Origin of the sequence: Pseudomonas sp. B5(2017) (genome assembly GCF_002112825.1) — a bacterium.
In the GTDB taxonomy this organism is placed as follows: domain Bacteria; phylum Pseudomonadota; class Gammaproteobacteria; order Pseudomonadales; family Pseudomonadaceae; genus Aquipseudomonas; species Aquipseudomonas putida_Z.
Genome location: NZ_NEIR01000013.1, coordinates 207189 through 223509, shown reverse-complemented (window position 1 = coordinate 223509; position 16321 = coordinate 207189). Strand labels below are relative to the sequence as shown.

At 62.6% G+C, this 16321-nt stretch carries 19 protein-coding genes, 1 tRNA gene and 1 pseudogene; 7 read left to right on the top strand and 14 right to left on the bottom strand.

Going from position 1 to position 16321, the window contains the following annotated elements:
• Positions 1 to 524 precede the first annotated feature (524 nt).
• Positions 525 to 1430 (bottom strand): LysR family transcriptional regulator, encoded by a 906-nt coding sequence (locus CAG00_RS20625; protein WP_085665219.1) that lies wholly within the window; start codon positions 1428 to 1430, stop codon positions 525 to 527.
• 97 nt (positions 1431 to 1527) lie between these two features.
• Between CAG00_RS20625 and CAG00_RS20620 the strand changes: the two genes are divergently transcribed.
• The gene (locus tag CAG00_RS20620; RefSeq protein WP_085665218.1) at positions 1528 to 2289 is read left to right on the top strand and encodes a TSUP family transporter; all 762 of its coding nucleotides are present in this window, start codon (positions 1528 to 1530) and stop codon (positions 2287 to 2289) included.
• 1 nt (position 2290) lies between these two features.
• Here the strand turns inward: CAG00_RS20620 and CAG00_RS20615 are convergent, their stop codons facing one another.
• The 5 genes from CAG00_RS20615 to CAG00_RS20595 all read right to left on the bottom strand — a co-directional run bounded on the left by CAG00_RS20615 (position 2291) and on the right by CAG00_RS20595 (position 6968).
• Positions 2291 to 3715, bottom strand: a complete 1425-nt coding sequence (locus CAG00_RS20615) for a GGDEF domain-containing protein (protein WP_085665217.1) — start codon at positions 3713 to 3715, stop codon at positions 2291 to 2293.
• 139 nt (positions 3716 to 3854) lie between these two features.
• Positions 3855 to 5684 carry an SLC13 family permease gene (locus CAG00_RS20610; RefSeq protein WP_085665216.1) on the bottom strand — a complete coding sequence of 610 codons (1830 nt, stop codon included), beginning with the start codon at positions 5682 to 5684 and terminating at the stop codon, positions 3855 to 3857.
• 214 nt (positions 5685 to 5898) lie between these two features.
• Positions 5899 to 6282, bottom strand: a complete 384-nt coding sequence (locus tag CAG00_RS20605; RefSeq protein WP_025339704.1) for a glycine zipper domain-containing protein — start codon at positions 6280 to 6282, stop codon at positions 5899 to 5901.
• A gap of 74 nt (positions 6283 to 6356) precedes the next feature.
• Positions 6357 to 6551: a hypothetical protein gene (locus CAG00_RS20600; RefSeq protein WP_085590806.1), complete on the bottom strand. Its 195-nt coding sequence runs from the start codon at positions 6549 to 6551 to the stop codon at positions 6357 to 6359.
• A 126-nt stretch (positions 6552 to 6677) separates the two neighbouring features.
• Positions 6678 to 6968 (bottom strand): RcnB family protein, encoded by a 291-nt coding sequence (locus CAG00_RS20595; RefSeq protein WP_025339702.1) that lies wholly within the window; start codon positions 6966 to 6968, stop codon positions 6678 to 6680.
• Positions 6969 to 7082: 114 nt separating this feature from the next.
• On the opposite strand from CAG00_RS20595, the gene CAG00_RS20590 reads away from it, so the two are divergent.
• Both CAG00_RS20590 and CAG00_RS20585 read left to right on the top strand, forming a co-directional pair.
• Positions 7083 to 7433 (top strand): hypothetical protein, encoded by a 351-nt coding sequence (locus tag CAG00_RS20590; protein WP_016498900.1) that lies wholly within the window; start codon positions 7083 to 7085, stop codon positions 7431 to 7433.
• 214 nt (positions 7434 to 7647) lie between these two features.
• Positions 7648 to 8469: a bifunctional 2-polyprenyl-6-hydroxyphenol methylase/3-demethylubiquinol 3-O-methyltransferase UbiG gene (locus CAG00_RS20585; RefSeq protein ID WP_085665215.1), complete on the top strand. Its 822-nt coding sequence runs from the start codon at positions 7648 to 7650 to the stop codon at positions 8467 to 8469.
• Here the strand turns inward: CAG00_RS20585 and CAG00_RS20580 are convergent, their stop codons facing one another.
• The 4 genes from CAG00_RS20580 to CAG00_RS20565 form a co-directional block, all read right to left on the bottom strand.
• Entirely contained in the window at positions 8470 to 9237 is a 768-nt protein-coding gene (locus CAG00_RS20580) for an SDR family oxidoreductase (RefSeq protein ID WP_085615066.1), read from the bottom strand.
• A gap of 36 nt (positions 9238 to 9273) precedes the next feature.
• Positions 9274 to 10341: a phosphotransferase family protein gene (locus CAG00_RS20575; RefSeq protein WP_085665214.1), complete on the bottom strand. Its 1068-nt coding sequence runs from the start codon at positions 10339 to 10341 to the stop codon at positions 9274 to 9276.
• A gap of 294 nt (positions 10342 to 10635) precedes the next feature.
• On the bottom strand, positions 10636 to 10953 hold the full coding sequence (locus CAG00_RS20570; RefSeq protein ID WP_003257405.1) for an SCP2 sterol-binding domain-containing protein: 318 nt from the start codon (positions 10951 to 10953) through the stop codon (positions 10636 to 10638).
• A gap of 56 nt (positions 10954 to 11009) precedes the next feature.
• Positions 11010 to 11720 carry a histidine phosphatase family protein gene (locus CAG00_RS20565; protein ID WP_085665213.1) on the bottom strand — a complete coding sequence of 237 codons (711 nt, stop codon included), beginning with the start codon at positions 11718 to 11720 and terminating at the stop codon, positions 11010 to 11012.
• Positions 11721 to 11917: 197 nt separating this feature from the next.
• Here CAG00_RS20565 and sohB point away from each other — a divergent pair, with 197 nt between their 5' ends.
• Together sohB and CAG00_RS20555 are read left to right on the top strand one after the other, a co-directional pair.
• Entirely contained in the window at positions 11918 to 12937 is a 1020-nt protein-coding gene (gene sohB, locus CAG00_RS20560) for a protease SohB (RefSeq protein WP_023662815.1), read from the top strand.
• 154 nt (positions 12938 to 13091) lie between these two features.
• A tRNA-Cys gene (locus CAG00_RS20555) sits at positions 13092 to 13165 on the top strand.
• 370 nt (positions 13166 to 13535) lie between these two features.
• Here CAG00_RS20555 and CAG00_RS20550 read toward each other — a convergent pair.
• Genes CAG00_RS20550 through CAG00_RS20540 form a run of 3 tightly spaced genes read right to left on the bottom strand, consistent with a single transcriptional unit; the run spans position 13536 to position 14289 of the window.
• Positions 13536 to 13769, bottom strand: a complete 234-nt coding sequence (locus tag CAG00_RS20550) for a hypothetical protein (RefSeq protein WP_256579069.1) — start codon at positions 13767 to 13769, stop codon at positions 13536 to 13538.
• Positions 13766 to 14032 (bottom strand): hypothetical protein, encoded by a 267-nt coding sequence (locus tag CAG00_RS20545; RefSeq protein WP_054572105.1) that lies wholly within the window; start codon positions 14030 to 14032, stop codon positions 13766 to 13768. Before CAG00_RS20545 ends, CAG00_RS20550 begins: the two co-directional genes overlap by 4 nt.
• Positions 14032 to 14289, bottom strand: coding sequence for a hypothetical protein (locus tag CAG00_RS20540; RefSeq protein ID WP_238066546.1), 258 nt, complete (start codon positions 14287 to 14289; stop codon positions 14032 to 14034). Before CAG00_RS20540 ends, CAG00_RS20545 begins: the two co-directional genes overlap by 1 nt.
• A 289-nt stretch (positions 14290 to 14578) precedes the next feature.
• Between CAG00_RS20540 and CAG00_RS20535 the strand changes: the two genes are divergently transcribed.
• Together CAG00_RS20535 and CAG00_RS29140 are read left to right on the top strand one after the other, a co-directional pair.
• Entirely contained in the window at positions 14579 to 14791 is a 213-nt protein-coding gene (locus tag CAG00_RS20535; RefSeq protein ID WP_085665212.1) for a hypothetical protein, read from the top strand.
• 114 nt (positions 14792 to 14905) lie between these two features.
• Positions 14906 to 15202 carry a hypothetical protein gene (locus CAG00_RS29140; RefSeq protein ID WP_085665211.1) on the top strand — a complete coding sequence of 99 codons (297 nt, stop codon included), beginning with the start codon at positions 14906 to 14908 and terminating at the stop codon, positions 15200 to 15202.
• Positions 15203 to 15653: 451 nt separating this feature from the next.
• Here CAG00_RS29140 and CAG00_RS20520 read toward each other — a convergent pair.
• Positions 15654 to 16094: pseudogene (locus tag CAG00_RS20520) on the bottom strand (Rad52/Rad22 family DNA repair protein); the annotation flags it as partial.
• Positions 16095 to 16321 lie beyond the last annotated feature (227 nt).

Below are 16321 nucleotides of genomic sequence, written 5' to 3'. Positions count from 1 at the left end.
ACCATGACCGCATCAGGCTGAAACTCAATGGCCTGAGCCCTGTCAGCTACAGGACTCAGGCCACGGGCTAAAACTGTCCAACTTTTCGGGGGCAGTCCAAAAGACCGGTGCCTCACATCTGATCCGCTTTTTTTCCATAAACCTGAATCTGTAACGGTATCAGCCCAAGCCCGACAATATGCCCATTCCCGCATCACACTTGTAGAGGTTCCAATGGGCAAGCTCGCGCTATTCCTGGGTGGTTTTCTGCTGCTGACCATTCTGATCGGTATTCTTGGCACCATTCCGCCAAGCTGACGTTAACCACCTATATCCCTCGCGGCCTGCCTTTCCTTCGGGCGGGCCCATTCCTCTTCATTGTTGGCCGATTCACCCTACCGATTTGTACGATAAGTCGTTCTTTGCACTGGGAAAACTGTCCACAAAAAACGTGGGTAGGTCTGTGGATAAAGTGCTGCAAGCCAGGCCTGCGGCGGGCTCTGTTAAATTGAGCAGAATTTGAACAGCCATTTCAGGGCGTTGTTTCAGTAGGCCAGGCCGGCGCGGCGCAGGGCAGCCAGCAGGTCGCGTACCCGCGCCGGCAGCTCGCCGGCGGGGTACACGGCATGCATCTGCGGGTCCTGGCCGTTGCTGGAGGTCAGGCGGTACTGCGGGCATACCCGCACCAGCCGCCCGGCCTTGACCTGCGCTTCGCCGACCCAGGCGGCCAGGCGGGCGATACCGGCACCGGCCAGGGTGCTGTGGTACACCGCGTCACCTGAGTCCAGGCGCAGCCTGGGCCTGGGGCGCAGGCTGGTGATCTGGCCGTCGCGGCAGAAGTGCCAGGCCTTGAGTATGCGCGGGGCAGTGTGCAGGATCAGCGCGTGGCCTTCGAGGTCCTCGGGTTGTTGTGGCGTGCCGGCCAGTGCCAGGTATTCAGGGCTTGCATACAGGTGGCGCTGGTAATCCCACAGCGGGTAGCCGATCAGCTCGCTCGACTGCGGAAAGGCACCGCGCACCACGAAGTCGAACTTGCCTTGCAGCGGGTCCAGGGCCCCGTCGCTGTACTGCACGTCCAGGGTTACGTGGGGGTGGCAGCGGGAAAACTCGGCCAGCACCTGGGGCAGTACATGTTCACCCAGTACCTGCGGCACGGCGAAGCGGATCCAGCCTTGTGCACTACCGCTGAGCGCGGCCAGTTCGTCGGCGGCATCACGTTGCACATCCAGCAAGCGTTCGGCGTGTGGCAGCAGGCGCTCGCCGGCTTCGGTCAGGGTCACGGCATTGGCGTTGCGGTTGAGCAGTTTGCTCCCGGCGTTGTCCTCCAGGGTTTGTACCGCGCGGGTGACCGCGCTGGGTGAGCGCCCCAGGGCGCGTGCGGCGGCGACGAAGCTGCGCTTGTGCGCCACGCTGACGAACGCCTGGATTTCCCGCAGCATGTCCAATGCCATTGCCTGCTCCTCGTTGCAGTTTTTGCAATATGGCATTTCAACACAAGCGCGGCACTTTGATTAGCCTTGCAGCGTCTTCACTGCCTGGAACCGCGTCATGATGGATATCGCTGTGCTTTCCGTGTTCGCCTTCGCCGCAGGGCTGATCGACGCCGCCGTGGGGGGCGGTGGGCTGATCCAGATCCCGGCCTTGTTCAACGTGCTGCCCACCGCGCAACCGGCGGCATTGCTCGGTAGCAACAAGCTGGCGTCGGTGTGTGGCACGGCCTTCGCTGCGCGTTCGTTCATCCGCAGGGTGACGCTGGACTGGGGGTTGATCGTGCCGGCCGCGCTCAGTGCCTTCGTCATGTCGTTCGCCGGTGCCGCCACGGTGTCGCTGGTGCCGCCCAGCGTGATGCGCCCGGCGGTGCTGGTGCTGATCGTGCTGATGGCCATCTACACCTTCTGCAAGAAGGACTTCGGCACGTTGCACAAACCCACAAGGATCGGCTGCAAGGAGCAGTGCCTGGCGGTGCTGATCGGTGGCGCGATCGGCTTTTACGATGGCCTGTTCGGGCCGGGCACCGGCAGCTTCCTGATCTTCCTGTTCATCCGCTTCTTCGCTTTGGACTTCCTGCATGCCTCGGCATCGGCCAAGGTGGTGAACATCGCCACCAACCTGGCGGCACTGGTGTTCTTCGTGCCATCGGGCAACGTGCTGTACGCCATCGCCTTGCCCATGGCGGCGTGCAATATCCTCGGTGCGCTGACCGGTACCTGGCTGGCGGTGCGCAAGGGCGCGGGCTTTGTACGCGGGCTGTTCCTGGTGCTGTTGTGCGTGCTGATCGCCAAGTTGACGTGGGACTTGCTGGCCGGCTAGTTCACATCACCTGGCGTTGCGGCTCGGCCTGCTCGACGCGGTTGCGGCCATGGGCCTTGGCCCGGTACAGCGCCTGGTCGGCGCGCGCCAGCAGTTCGTCTAGGGTGGGGGCCGGCATGTCGGCGGCACAACCGGCCAGGCCGATACTCACGGTAATTTGCAGGTGTTGGTCGGCCTGCACCACATGCAGGTCCTGCACGGCGCGGCGCAGGCGTTCGGCAGTGAACTTGGCCCGGTCTGGTGCCAGGCCCGGGAGGATCACGACAAACTCCTCGCCGCCCAGGCGGGCGAACAGTTCGCCATCGTGCAGCTGGTCCTGCAGGGTGCCGGCGAACTGACGCAGCACCTGGTCACCGACCGCATGGCCGTGGGCATCATTGATCGACTTGAAGTGGTCGATATCCAGCATCATCAGGGTCAGCGGCAGCGCCTGGGCGTGTTGCTGGCGGCTTTCCAGCAGCGCGTTGGCGCGGCGGGTGAAGGCGCTGCGGGTGAGCACGCCGGTGAGGTGGTCGATGGTGGCCTGATGCGCCAGGCGGGCCATCAGGCTGCGGTTGGCCTGGCTGACGCAGGCCACCACCAGCGGCCCGAGTACCAGCATGGCGATGCCCAGGCGCGCCGACATCAGCGTGGTTACCCCGGGCTCGCTTTGCGGCACGCTGAAATGCATGAGGTTTTGCGCCACCGCCACGATCAGCGTGCTGCCGGCGGTGAGTGTCAGCAGTGAGACCAGGAACGGTGAATAAGTCCAGGCGCACCACAGCAGCGCGGCAATCGGGAAGGCAATGGCCCCGGGGCCGCCGAAGGCAATGCTGGACGCCAGCGAGGCCAGCAGCATCAACAACGGCGCCAGGCGGATGGCCTGGGCGCCACCGCGCACCAGGGCTCGCGCCGAGGGCGCCGTCAGCAGCACTGGCAGCACCAGCACGCTGGTCGAGAACTGTTCACTGAACCAGGCCAGCCAAGTGGCGCGCAAGGACTGTTCGAACCACGGCGCGGCCATTGCCGCCGCCATGCTGGCCGCCACTATCGCCCCGGCGGCACAGGCACCGAACACGCTGAGCACGCCGTGGGGGGTACGCATGCGCCGGTGCAGGCGCGGCAAGCGCGAGAGCAGTAGCCAGAGGGTGACCACCACGCCCAGGTTGCACAGGTTGAACCACAGGGCCGGTACCCAGGCGCTGCCACACAGCAGGTCGGCGCCGACCATGGCCAGCCAGACCAGGGCAAAGCCCGTCAGCGTGGCCTGGCGGGGGTAGCGCAGCAGCACGCCGGCCAATACCGCGTTGACCGGCCAGAACAGCGACAGGGATTCGATCGGGCGGGCGAGGATGCCGCCCAGCGTCAGGGCGAAGGTCAGGCCGAGTAGAACGACGTAGTGCAACAAGCGCGATTGGGCTGGAAAAACCATGGGCTCGACCGGCAAAGCGGAAACGAAATCCAGGACAACGGCTTGAAGCACCTGGGGCAATTGCGCATAAGTGTGTTTCGTCAGAGGACTTGATGTCAATCTGCCGCGATCGGTCGAGATAATGCCAAATTGCCTTCATTCGAGATGTGTCACCTCACAGCCCGAAGAACCACGGCACCATCAACACGGTCACCAGCATCACCAGTACGGTGAACGGCACGCCGACTTTGACGAAGTCGGCGAAGCGGTATTGCCCCGGGCCCAGTACCAGCGTGTTGACCGGCGATGACACCGGCGTCATGAACGCCGCCGAGGCGGCCAGCGCCACGGTCATGGCAAACGGGTAGGGCGACATGCCCAGCTGCGTGGCGGTGCTGACGGCCACGGGGGCCATCAGTACTGCAGTGGCCGTGTTGGAGATGAACAGGCCGATCACCGCCGTGACCGCGAACAGGCAGGCGAGGATGGCGCTGGGGCCGGCACCGCCCAGCACGCTGACCAGGCCGCCCACCGCCATGTCGATGCCGCCGGTTTTCTGCAGTGCCTGGGCAAAGGGCAGCATGCCGACGATCAGCACCAGGCTTTGCCAGTGGATGGCCCGGTAGGCGCTGTTCATGTCGATGCAGCGGCCTGCGCCCATCAGCAGGCATCCGATCAGCGCGGCAATCACATTGGGTACCGCGCCGCTGACCATCAGCCCGACCATCACCGCCAGGCTCAGCAGCGCCTGTGGTGCGCGGGTGCGGGCGGGCGCGACCAGGTCGATTTCCGCGGGCAGGCTCAGTACCAGGAAGTCCTTGGGCTTGCCTTGCAACTGGCGCACGGCCTTCCACGGGCCGACTACCAGCAAGGTGTCGCCCAGGCGCAGCTTTTCTTCCACCAGCTGTTCTTCGATCGCCACCTGCTCGCGGCGCAAGCCCACCACGTTGAGGTCGAAGCGAGTGCGGAAGGCCAGTTCGAGGATGCTCTTGCCGAGCAGTTTCGAGCCTGGTGGCAGCAATACCTCGGCCATGCCCAGCTCCTGGGACTGGTCGATGAAGTAGGCGGCCTTGAAGTGCAGTGGCTCCAGTTGCATGGTCTGGCACAGGCTGCGCAGGTCGTCGCGGTTGGCGAACAGGTCGAGCAGCAGCACATCGCCCTGGTGCAGCACGGTGCTGGAGTCGGCGGCGATCACCCGCGTGGTGAACTTGTGCTGGCGCTCGATACCGATCACGTTGGCGCCATGCCGGGTGCGCAGCTCCAGCTCGCCCAGGGTATGACCGATCAGCGGCGAGTGAGGGCGGATGCGCAGGCGCCGTTCGCGGCCGTTGAGCTTGTAGTCCAGCACCAGGTCCAGCAGGGTGCGGCGGCTTTCCACGCGGCCGTCCTTGCGCACTTCGCCATTCAGCCAGTGCCGGGTCAGCAGCATGTAGCCGATGCCCAGCACCAGCACCACCAGGCCGAACGGGGTGAAGCTGAAGAAGCTGAAGCCCGCTTCGCCATGGCGCACCAGTTCGCTGTGCACCACCACGTTGGGCGGTGTGGCCACAAGGCTGAGCATGCCGCTGATCAGGCCGGCGAAAGCCAGCGGCATCATCAGGCGGGCGGGTGATAGCTGCAGGCGTGCGGCGATGCTCAGCACCACCGGAATGAAAATGGCCACCACGCCGGTGGAGCTCATCATCGAACCCAGCCCCGCCACGGCCACCATCAGCAACACCAGCAGGCGCGCCTCGCTGTTGCCGGCCCGCTCGCTCATCCATTCGCCGATACGGTAGGCAATGCCGGTGCGCACCAGGCCTTCACCGATCACGAACAGGGCGGCGATCAACACCACGTTGGGGTCACTGAAGCCGGCCAGCGCCTGCTCCACGGTGAGGATGCCCGACAGCGGCAGGGCGAGGATCACCAGCAGCGCGACCACGTCCATGCGCGGACGGTTGATGACGAACAGGGTGATGACGATGGCCAGCAGGCCGAGGACCCAGAGCAGCTCTTGGTTCATGGGGAGGGGGTGTTCCTTCACACGGGGGCACGATAGACAGTAGCAGCCAGTGTGCCGGATTGCGGTGAAGGGGGTGTTGATGTGCTGCAACAAAAAGGGCCGCTAGGCGGCCCATCGCTGGCAAGCCAGGCTCCCACAATGACTGCGCATGGCTTGAGGTCAGGGAGCTGGCTTGCCGGCGATGGGCTGCGCAGCAGCCCCTCAGGTCACCGGATCAGTGACGGTGACGGCGGTGCTTGCCGTTGTTGTCGCCCAGGTGGTTGCCGATGGCACCACCGGCTGCGCCACCCAGGCCAGCGCCCACGGTGGAGCCGGTCTTGCCGCCTACCGCGCCGCCCAGCAGCGAACCGCCGGCCGAGCCCAGGCCACCGCCGATGGCGGCTTCGGTACGGTTGCCCTTGCGTGCACCTACCGCACTGCCGGCTGCGCCGCCGAGGCCGGCGCCGATGGCCGCCCCCGTTTTGCCGCCGATCTGTTGACCGACAACGTTACCCAGAACACCACCCAGGCCACCGCCAATGGCGGCGGTACCGTCACCGGCGAAAGCGCCCTGGCACAGCAGCAGGCCAAGGGCAAGGGAAGGCAGAGTCAGACGCATGATACGAACCTCAAAGGAATCATCAGGTTAAGGTGCCGCGCAACGGGCGGCGGGCCAGGGTTGAAAAAGACGCTTCAGCGGTAGTAGCGGTCACCACGGTATTGACGATTGTCATCATCGTCGTCGCGGTCATGCCGATGGTGGTGGCGATGGCCACGATCGCGATCACGGTCACGCCAGCCATCGTCGTCGTCATGGTAGCGATGGCTATGGCACCCTGCTGTCAGCAGGACAACGGCAATCAGCGAAAGGCTTGCAAGACGGGTCATCACGATATAGGTCCTTGATCCGCAAAGGTTTACGGCACACCCTCTGAGACTGGAAAGGATCCATTTGGTTTCGCTGGCAGGCAAAAATTTGTCGTGCCAGCGATGAGCGGCGGGGAAAATGTGGAATCAGTGGGTTGGCTGAATTGCCAGCACCACACCGTTGGTGATCTGCACCAGCACGTAGCGCCCCCCCATGTTTACCCAGTGGCTCTCCTTTTCCGGCGCTGGCAGGCCCTTGGTTTTCCAGTCCTTGATTGCCTGGTCATCGCGTTTGTACTGGTCGGGTGCCTTGTCGCCGACCTTGAGCTCGCGGTTGTGGGTTTCTGGCGCGGTGATGCTTTCTTCGCCGGAGGGGGCTGCGGTGGCAGCGAGGGGCAGGCAGGGAAGGGCGGCGAACAGCAGGTAGTGCAATTTCATGACGTTCTCCTTGTGGCGGAATGCCTTATCTGCGACAGCCACCTGCGCGTGACAATTCACTCGCGATGCTTGCCAGTGCTAGAGTCGCCTTCTTTTTTACCCTGAGGATGGAACATGCGTGCGATTCTGCCGATGGCTGCGGCGCTGATGCTGGTCGGTTGTGCTTCTGCGACCATGGAAACGGCCCGCGGCGGCAAGCCGACCGCGCAGCTCGACTCGCACAAGGCGCCGGAACTGGTGGCCCAGTGCATCCAGTTCAGCTGGCAGGAAGAGAAGGTTTTCGGTGACGACGCCAGTGGTTATCTGGAACCACGCAAGCAGGGTGGGTTCACGGTGTATACCCGTGAAGCCGAGGCGTTCGTGGATGTGTACCCGCAGGCGGGTGGGGCGCGGGTGGATTACTACGCGCAGAAGAACGACGGTGTGGCCCTGCAGCGCCGGGCGGCGGCGGCGACCTGCCTGTAAGGGCTGGCGACTTGGCAGGGGCTCTGTGGGGTCGGGTGGGAGCGGGCGCGCCCGCGAACACCGGCGTAGCCGGTGCCAGCCACCGCGTTGTTTCTTCGCGGGCACGCCCGCTCCCACAGGGACCGCACCAGCATTACAATTTTTAGCAAGGCTTTTGTGTCGCAGGGAGATTGGTGGAGGCTAGCATGAGCCCCCGCGAATCAAGGAAGACACCATGGACCGCTCACTGCAACTCAACCGCGCCAGCTGGGATGAACGTGCCCCGCTGCACGCTGCTTCCAACGACTACGAAGTCGAACGGCTCGTCCAGCATCCCGAACACCTTTCCGAAACCGTACGCTTCGACCTGCCGTTGCTTGGCAATATCGACGGGCTCAACGCCGTCCACCTGCAGTGCCACATCGGTACCGATACCCTCTCACTGGCGCGCCTTGGCGCCAAGGTCTGTGGCCTGGACTACTCCGCGGCTTCGCTGGCCGAGGCGCGGGCGCTGGCCCAGCGCTGTGCGGCACCCATCGCGTATGTCGAGTCCGATGTCTACGACGCCGACAAGGTGTTGCCGGCCGGCACGTTCGACCTGGTCTACACCGGCATCGGCGCGCTCTGCTGGCTGCCTCGCATCGAGCCGTGGGCGCGTACAGTCGCGGCCCTGCTGAAGCCGGGCGGGCGGTTGTTCCTGCGCGACGGGCACCCGATGCTGATGGCAGTCAACGAAGACCACCAGGACCGCCTGCAACTCGAATACCCGTATTTCGAGCACGAAGAACCGACGGTGTGGCACAACGACCAGACCTACGTCGAAACCGAGCAGCGCCTTTCCCACACCGAAACCCACGAGTGGAACCACGGCCTGGGCGAGGTGATCAGCGCCTTGCTGGCCCACGGTCTGCAGCTGACCGCCCTGGTCGAGCACCAGAGCATCCCCTGGGAGGCGCTGCCGGGGCAGATGGTCAAGGGCGACGACGGTGAATATCGCCTGCGCGAGCAGCCCGCACGCCTGCCCCTGAGCTACACCCTGATTGCAGTAAAAGCCTGATCAGGACAGGTAACCACCGTCGACATTGAGTGCGGTACCGGTGGTGTAGCTGGAGGCATCGCTGGCCAGGTACAACACGGCGCCGGCCATTTCCTTGGGGTCGGCCACGCGCTTGAGCGGGATCTGCTGCAGCGCGGCATTGAGGATGGCGTCGTTCTTCACCAGTGCCGAGGCGAACTTGGTGTCGGTCAGGCCTGGTAGCAGGGCGTTGCAGCGGATCCCGAACGGCGCGCATTCCTTGGCGAAGACCTTGGTCATGTTGATGACCGCCGCCTTGGTCACCGAATAGATGCCCTGGAACAGGCCGGGCGAAACCCCGTTGATCGAAGCCACGTTGATGATGCTGCCGCCACCATGCTCGCGCATCAGCTTGCCGGCCTCGACCGACATGAAGAAGTAGCCACGGATGTTCACGTCCACGGTCTTTTGGAAAGCTCCTGGGTCGGTATCCAGCACGTTGCAGAACTGCGGGTTGGTAGCGGCGTTGTTGACCAGGATGTCCAGCCGCCCGAATTGTTCGCGGATGCCGGCGAACACTTGCTGGATCTGCTCCAGTTCACCGATGTGGCAGGCCACCGCCGTTGCCTTGCCACCGGCGGCGATGATGGCATCGGCCACCTGCTGGCAACCGTCGAGCTTGCGGCTGGACACGATCACATGGGCACCTTGCTGGGCCAACAGGTGGGCGATGGCCTCGCCGATGCCACGGCTGGCGCCGGAAACGAAGGCAATCTTGCCGTCGAGGTCGAACAGGTGGGTCTTGGACATGCTGTTTTCCTTGTTATCCGTCGTCGAGGTCGGGGCTCAGAGGCAGGACTTGGCGATGACCTGCAAGGTCATCTGCTCCAGCAAGCGGTTCATGTGGATGAACTGGGCGAAGCGCTTGTCCTGGGTCTGGCCGTGGTAATAGCGGTAGTAGATCTGCTGGACGATGCCGGCCAGGCGGAACAGGCCATAGCAATAGTAGTAATCGAAGTTGTCCAGGCGGATGCCGGCGCGCTCGGCGTAGTAATCGACGAACTGGCGGCGGGTGAGCATGCCCGGCGCGTTGCTCGGCTGGCGACGCATCAGCTGCACCGGCGCCGGGTCATCGGCCTCGATCCAGTAGGCCAGGCTGTTGCCCAGGTCCATCAGCGGGTCGCCGAGGGTGGCCATTTCCCAGTCCAGCACACCGATGATGCGCATGGGGTTGTCGGCATCGAGGATCACGTTGTCGAATCGGTAGTCGTTGTGCACGATGCCGGGCCGCGGGTGGTCGGCGGGCATTTTCTCGTGCAGCCACGCGGTCACCTGTTCCCAGCGCGGGGCGTCGGGCGTCAGGGCCTTTTCATAGCGGCTGGTCCAGCCCTCGATCTGGCGCTGCACATAGCCTTCCGGTTTGCCCAGGTCGGCCAGGCCGCAGGCGTTGTAGTCCACCTGGTGCAGTTCCACCAGGCGGTCGATGAAGCTCTTGCACAGGGCCTCGGTGCGGTTGGCGTCAAGGTCCAGCTCGGCCGGGATGTCCGAGCGCAGGATGATGCCCTTGACCCGTTCCATCACGTAGAACTCGCCGCCGATCAGGCTGCTGTCGGTGCAATGCACATAGGCCTTGGGGCAGTAGGGGAAGCCGCTGTTCAGCTGGTTAAGGATGCGAAACTCGCGGCCCATGTCGTGGGCCGACTTGGCCTTCTGCCCGAACGGTGGACGGCGCAGCACGAAGTCGCGGCCCGGGTAGCTGACCAGGTAGGTAAGGTTGGAGGCGCCGCCAGGGAACTGGCTGATGCTCGGCAGGCCATCCAGGCCGGGGATGTTGGCTTTGAGGTAAGGGGCGATGACAGCCGCGTCGAGTTCTTCGCCGGGGCGTACCTGGGTGGACTGGTCGGTGAGCGTCATGCGTTTTCCTTATTCTCGATCGCAAGGACTATTGGCTAATCTAATGGTCCGCCGGGGATGGGACAAGCGTGCCAGATGCCATATAGGTGAGGGTGTTGCTGCCTGATCAACTGCCTTGATGAAGCGACTGCCCCTATCGCCGGCAAGCCAGTTCCCACAGGTACAGCGGCAACCTCGAGAGCAACGCTGTACCTGTGGGAGCTGGCTTGCCGGCGATAGGGCCCGAACAGGCGGGCAAAAAAAAACCGAAGCCGGTCAGGCTTCGGTTTTTCGATTATCCGCTATTTCCAGCCCTCAGGACGGGAACAGCTCGCTGAGCTTCATCGACAGCATCATGTCGCCTTCAACGCGCAGCTTGCCGCCCATGAATGCCTGCATGCCGTCGGTTTCGCCGCTGACGATACCCTTCAGGGTTTCGCTGTCCATTACCAGGGTGCAGTTGGCATCCGGGTTTTCGCCTTCCTGCAGGTCGCAGGTGCCGTCCTTGACGATCAGCGCGTAGTGCTTGTCTTCGTCGGTGATGTTGAAGCCGAACACCAGGTCCAGGCCGGCGGCAGCGGATGGGTTGAACTTCTCTTGCATCTTTTTGACGGCATCAGCTACGGAGGTCATGGCGCATTCCTTATAGAGTGATTTACACGTCCCCGCAGGGACACAACAAGCCGGGCTCATCGATAGGTGACAAGCTCCGGCGCCCTCAACAGCTGCACATGGGCCTGGCTGTTGAAGGAAGCCAGTGCCACGTCGCGGCCGCGGAACTTCAGCTGGCTGAGCGACGTGTTGATGATCTGCCAGTTCAGCGCGAACGCCTGGCCGGGGGTAATACGGGTAACCAGGTGGAGCAGGGCGGCAATGGTGCCGCCCGAGGTGAATATGGCGATATTGTCGCCGCTACCGGCGGCATCCAGTACGCGCTGCAGGCCGCCTTGCACGCGGGCGGTGAACGCCTGCCAGGTCTCCAGGCCATCGTCGGCATGTTCGCCATCGTGCCAGCGCTGCACCATCAGTGCGAACAGGCGCTGGAACTCGCTGCGGTGCTGCGCGCCATTGCGCAGGATGTGCAGGGCGTCGGGCTCCTGAGGCAGCAGCCCGGGCAACAAGGCGCGGATCACACCATCGGCATCGAACTCATTGAATGCTGCATCGGTCTCAACAGCCGGCACCGGGCAGCCATTGGCGTGCAATGCATCCAGGGCCAGGCGCGCGGTATCCTGCTGGCGGCGCAGGTCGCCTGCCACGCAGCGGTCCAGCCTTACACCGAGCTGGGCCAGGTGCTCACCCAGGGCCTGGCTCTGGCGCTCGCCCACGGGCGAGAGGACATCGTAGTCATCGGCGCCGAAGGAGGCTTGGCCATGTCGGATCAGGTAGAGGTTGCCCACGAAAGGTTCCGGCCTGTTGGAGGTTGCTGCGAGGTTAGGATGCGGCACACGGGCTGTCAACGAAAAAACATACAAGCGTTTGAAAAGGTTGTTTGAAAGGTGTTGCCAGCGTTTGCCACGGCTGGCAGCACCTCAGGCGCAACGGTATGCTTGCTACAGTTACGCGCCGTAGTGGCGCAAGTCTTTAAGGAGTCAACGTGGAGTTTCTTGCAGAATACGCAAGCTTTCTCGCCAAAACCGCCACCCTGGTCATCGCCATCCTGATAGTGCTGTCGGCCATCGCCGGGCTGCGCGGCAAGGGGCGGCGCAAATCGGGTGGGCAATTGCAGGTCACTCGCCTGAACGAGTTCTACAAGGACCTGCGCGAGCGCCTGGAATCCGGCCTGCTCGACAAGGCCCAGCTCAAGGCCTTGCGCAAGCAGCAGGCCAAGGCGGAAAAGCGGCAGAAGAAGGGCAAGGCCGAGGAAAAGGGCCGGGTCTTCGTGCTGGACTTCGATGGCGACATCAAAGCTTCTGCCACCGAAAGCCTGCGCAACGAAATCACCGCGCTGCTGACCCTCGCCACCCCGCGTGACGAAGTGGTGCTGCGCCTGGAAAGCGGTGGCGGCCTGGTGCATAGCTACGGCCTGGCTGCATCGCAGCTGGCGCGCATTCGCCAGGCCGGCATCCCGTTGACCGTGTGCATCGACAAGGTGGCCGCCAGCGGCGGCTACATGATGGCCTGCATCGGCGAGAAGATCGTCAGCGCACCGTTCGCGGTACTGGGTTCCATCGGCGTGGTGGCGCAGCTGCCCAACGTCAACCGCCTGCTGAAGAAGCACGACATCGATTTCGAAGTGCTGACCGCCGGTGAATACAAGCGCACCCTGACCGTGTTCGGCGAGAACACCGAGAAGGGCCGGGAGAAGTTCCAGGAAGACCTGGACATCACCCACCAGCTGTTCAAGGACTTCGTTGCCCGCTATCGCCCGCAGCTGCACATCGACGAAGTGGCCACCGGCGAAGTCTGGCTGGGCGTCGCGGCACTCAACCGCAAGCTGGTGGACGAGCTGCAGACCAGCGACGAGTACCTCAGCGAACGCGCGCGCAACGCCAACCTGTTCCACCTGCACTACGCCGAACGCAAGAGCCTCCAGGAGCGAATCGGCATGGCTGCCAGTGGCACCGTGGAGAACACAGTGGTGGGCTTGTGGAGTAAACTCGGCCGTCTGCGCTAACACCTTGAACCCGTTGAAATTTTTTTTCGTTCAGGGGGTTGCAAGGTTAAAGGAATGAAGACATAATGGCGCCCATCGAAACGCAGCAAACTTTGAAAAAGGTTCAGCGTTTCAAGGAGATAGCGAAGCGCAAGCTGCTAGATCCGACCTTTGAGGCCGAGTAGCAAAGTGGTTATGCTCCGGATTGCAAATCCGTCTACGCCGGTTCGATTCCGACCTCGGCCTCCACCATTCGAAAGCCCCGCAACCATTGAGGTTGCGGGGCTTTTTTAATGCCTGCGGATTTTGTTGACCCCGGCCATTTGGGACAATCCTGGGACACTCGAAGATATTGCATGTCCCACGGGTCCCCGGCAAGATCCGGTGCATGGTCACTATCGAGCAGCGCCCTACTCGGTCTATTGCGATGGCCAGGTACCCATCCTTGTCGAGTTGCCCAACCTTGCGGTTGTGATCGGGGCAAGTCCTCGTGAATTTGCCGGTGTCGGGGTCGTAGTGGATCTTCTCTTTCAGGCGCTCGTACGTGAGCTCTCGTGTTTTCATGAGTGCAAACGTCCTCGCCCGCGCATGTCGGCGGGCTTGAGTTGTAGGGGAGGGGTTAGGCGCGGTGGCCGCGTTCGCAGAACCAGTCGAGCGCGTCGTAGATTAGCGGGTTTTCGTACCAGTCTTCGATCTCGCGCTGCTCATGGCGGTCGCGGAAGAACATTGGCCCGAGGTAGTTGTGCCAGCTCATGAGCACCCTGGTGCCGTCGGCCAAGCGTTCACGATCCCGGCGCAATTCCTCGAGCTCCGCGCTGGACACGATGGTGAAGTGAGTTTTCTTCTTGCTCACGGCTGATACCTCTCATCAATCCAGCGCCCAGGCGCCAGAGCGGGTGTAGGTTCGGGTTGGGTTTCGTGCGGGGAAAGCTGGAGCTGGTTGCCGGCCTGCAGCTGGCTGTCGGGGATGCAGCTGATGCCGTCGCGCCAGTCGAAACCGAAGGTCCAGCAGGTTGCGCCGCGCTCGTCGTCGTGGAAGACGTCAACACCTTTGGGTAATTCGCCTGCGCTGGCGCCGGTGGCCAGCAGCAGGAGGCAGAGGGCGAGGCGGGTCATTAATAGTCATCCCAGTTCAGTTCTTTGATGAAGTCGCCACCCGAGCACAGTCGCTCGTCTGCAATCGCGTCCACGCCATTGAGATCTTCCAGAGCAGTCTTGGCACGCTCCATGGCGAGCTGGGCATGTCCGAGCTGGCGCCGCTTCCTCACTTTGTAGGAATGAAGGGCCTTCGCTTTATCCGGGTACGCAAACCGGCGCCTATACGATGCTCTCAGCACGCGCTTGATGTGCGGGCTCTTGCGACCTTCGGCCACGCACATCCGGCCAGGCCAACAAAGCGATAGGGAGCAATCCAATAGCAGTGTTCCGACTCGCGAACCACGACAAAGCGCTGGCAGACAATCGTCACCCCGTCAGGGCTAATCTCGTCGATATAGCGGAAGTGGTCCGGCCAAGCCGGTTGCTGTCTTCAGGCATGACTTCGTCCTTGGCAGCCATATCGCGGCAGTTGGCGAAAAAAGTTTAAGTTCTGGTGACTTTAATCTGTGGCGGGGTGTCCACCGGTCACGAGGAGTGCTTCGCTCCTCATCAGCTGTGGATCACATGAGCTCTATTAGCAAGGATCAACAGTTTCATGCGTACGAACTGCTTCGAAAGCTCGATACCTACACGGCTCAAACGATGAGTCAGGTTGTGTATGGTGTGACGTCCTCCTCCAACTGGCGATCGGATTGCGACCAGCACCGACGCATTTTTGAAGAATGGATGGCTTTTGCTGCAACGATGCACCTGCCTGAGCCGCCGGACGAAGACTGATCGCCGCTTGTCCGATTCAGTTTTCAGTATCTCCCGCTGCGGTTGATAACCGCTTCGTGTTCGCTATTGTGAAAGTTCACCTATCGCATACAACTAAAGTCGTAGGAGATCGACATGAGGATACGCGGTGAAGTTTTCTGGCAATGGGCTGATCCTTCGCTTCACCACCGCACTCATGACGAGACCCTTGGCGATGGAACGCACATAGATGTCCAGGTGCGACTGTCGCGCGCAGGTAGCACGCAAATGTTCATTGGAGTCTATGCCTCGACGGGCATGGCCCTTCACGAGGAGGCGTTCGATTCCCGTCCCGGTGAATCAATGACCAGGGCTTTAGCCTGGGGCGTTGGACGGGCTCGCCGCATTGCTACAGAAACTCTCCCAAAACTCGACCAGGTAGCCTGCTCGTGATAGGGGAGAGGGGTTGCTGGTGCGTTTCGCGGTAGCCAGCCAGGAACAGCAGGTAGTCGCTGCGGGGGCGCTGGTCTTCGAAGCCATTACTGTCCTTGCGCAGTTCTTGCTCGCTACCAGGATCAGAACCAGAGACAGGATGACGACCGTATAGGTCGAAAGCTTCGCATGCAGGCGCAGGCGCCGAGAGGCATGAAACCTTCCGCTGACCAGGCAAGCGCTCGGTAATTAGGCCGGTCCTGTCTGAACACCTGGCCGAACCGTTCTTCGGTGCCGGACCACCAGATCACCCGGGAAGGATCCTCCTGGATGGTCCTAATCAGCTTGGCCTCGTTCTTCTTCCAGCAAAGGTCGCAGTTGCCGTAGTCCGAGTCCATGCCAAGGTCAAAAGGTTGCTCGGCCCAGAAAGCTGCCACGTTCACCTTGATGACGCCGGCGACGTAGGATGGGCATACGCATCGGCGCTGAAGCCCAGCATGGACAGAGCTTTCTTGATGGCGTCGGTCAACGACTCCTTCGGCGCCTCACCATCAGTGGTCATGCCGTACTTGGTCTTGTACTGGTGCCGGGTGCACCCGTACTGCTCGACCTCGCCGCGCTGGCCGTCCTGCATGAACCAGAGCTGGACTTTGACGGTGTGGCCGATCCCCCGGCCCAAGCAGATTCGCTTGTCGCCTTCGCCGGAAAACACCTCGTGACCGTCGTCGAATCGCTCCTCAAGCGCCTTCCAGCCCCAACCGATACCGACCGGGCCGAACATTTCGGTCGCCTTCATGACCATCGCGGTGCCGTTCAGGCTGGTGATCTTCTGGCCGCCGACCTCGGCGTTCTTGGTGTAGCGGGTATCGGTGGTCTGCACCTGCTCCCAGATGCGCATGTTGGTTGTGGACATTGGAAAACCTCGCGCCAGGCCGGCGCCGTCAGTTGAAATAGGGGAAATGCCAGGTCAAGCCCTGATGTAGGCCAAGCGGCCTGGGCGTCGGCTATGGTTGTGCGCTCTGGCGGGCATTTGCGCCTCACCGAGACGCGAAGAAAAGCGGCGATAAATTCTTGCAGATGCTGCGTTATAGCGGCGGCGGATGGTTTGGTTTACGGATTTCTAAACAAAACTTGCAGGAT

What these genes read in the sequence shown, in the direction of transcription:
- CAG00_RS20625 (WP_085665219.1), bottom strand. Translation starts at nt 1,430, where the DNA reads ATGGCATTGGACATGCTGCGGGAAATCCAGGCGTTCGTCAGCGTGGCG.
- CAG00_RS20620 (WP_085665218.1), top strand. Translation starts at nt 1,528, where the DNA reads ATGATGGATATCGCTGTGCTTTCCGTGTTCGCCTTCGCCGCAGGGCTG.
- CAG00_RS20610 (WP_085665216.1), bottom strand. Translation starts at nt 5,684, where the DNA reads ATGAACCAAGAGCTGCTCTGGGTCCTCGGCCTGCTGGCCATCGTCATC.
- CAG00_RS20605 (WP_025339704.1), bottom strand. Translation starts at nt 6,282, where the DNA reads ATGCGTCTGACTCTGCCTTCCCTTGCCCTTGGCCTGCTGCTGTGCCAG.
- CAG00_RS20600 (WP_085590806.1), bottom strand. Translation starts at nt 6,551, where the DNA reads ATGACCCGTCTTGCAAGCCTTTCGCTGATTGCCGTTGTCCTGCTGACA.
- CAG00_RS20595 (WP_025339702.1), bottom strand. Translation starts at nt 6,968, where the DNA reads ATGAAATTGCACTACCTGCTGTTCGCCGCCCTTCCCTGCCTGCCCCTC.
- CAG00_RS20590 (WP_016498900.1), top strand. Translation starts at nt 7,083, where the DNA reads ATGCGTGCGATTCTGCCGATGGCTGCGGCGCTGATGCTGGTCGGTTGT.
- CAG00_RS20585 (WP_085665215.1), top strand. Translation starts at nt 7,648, where the DNA reads ATGGACCGCTCACTGCAACTCAACCGCGCCAGCTGGGATGAACGTGCC.
- CAG00_RS20580 (WP_085615066.1), bottom strand. Translation starts at nt 9,237, where the DNA reads ATGTCCAAGACCCACCTGTTCGACCTCGACGGCAAGATTGCCTTCGTT.
- CAG00_RS20575 (WP_085665214.1), bottom strand. Translation starts at nt 10,341, where the DNA reads ATGACGCTCACCGACCAGTCCACCCAGGTACGCCCCGGCGAAGAACTC.
- CAG00_RS20570 (WP_003257405.1), bottom strand. Translation starts at nt 10,953, where the DNA reads ATGACCTCCGTAGCTGATGCCGTCAAAAAGATGCAAGAGAAGTTCAAC.
- CAG00_RS20545 (WP_054572105.1), bottom strand. Translation starts at nt 14,032, where the DNA reads ATGACCCGCCTCGCCCTCTGCCTCCTGCTGCTGGCCACCGGCGCCAGC.
- CAG00_RS20535 (WP_085665212.1), top strand. Translation starts at nt 14,579, where the DNA reads ATGAGCTCTATTAGCAAGGATCAACAGTTTCATGCGTACGAACTGCTT.
- CAG00_RS29140 (WP_085665211.1), top strand. Translation starts at nt 14,906, where the DNA reads ATGAGGATACGCGGTGAAGTTTTCTGGCAATGGGCTGATCCTTCGCTT.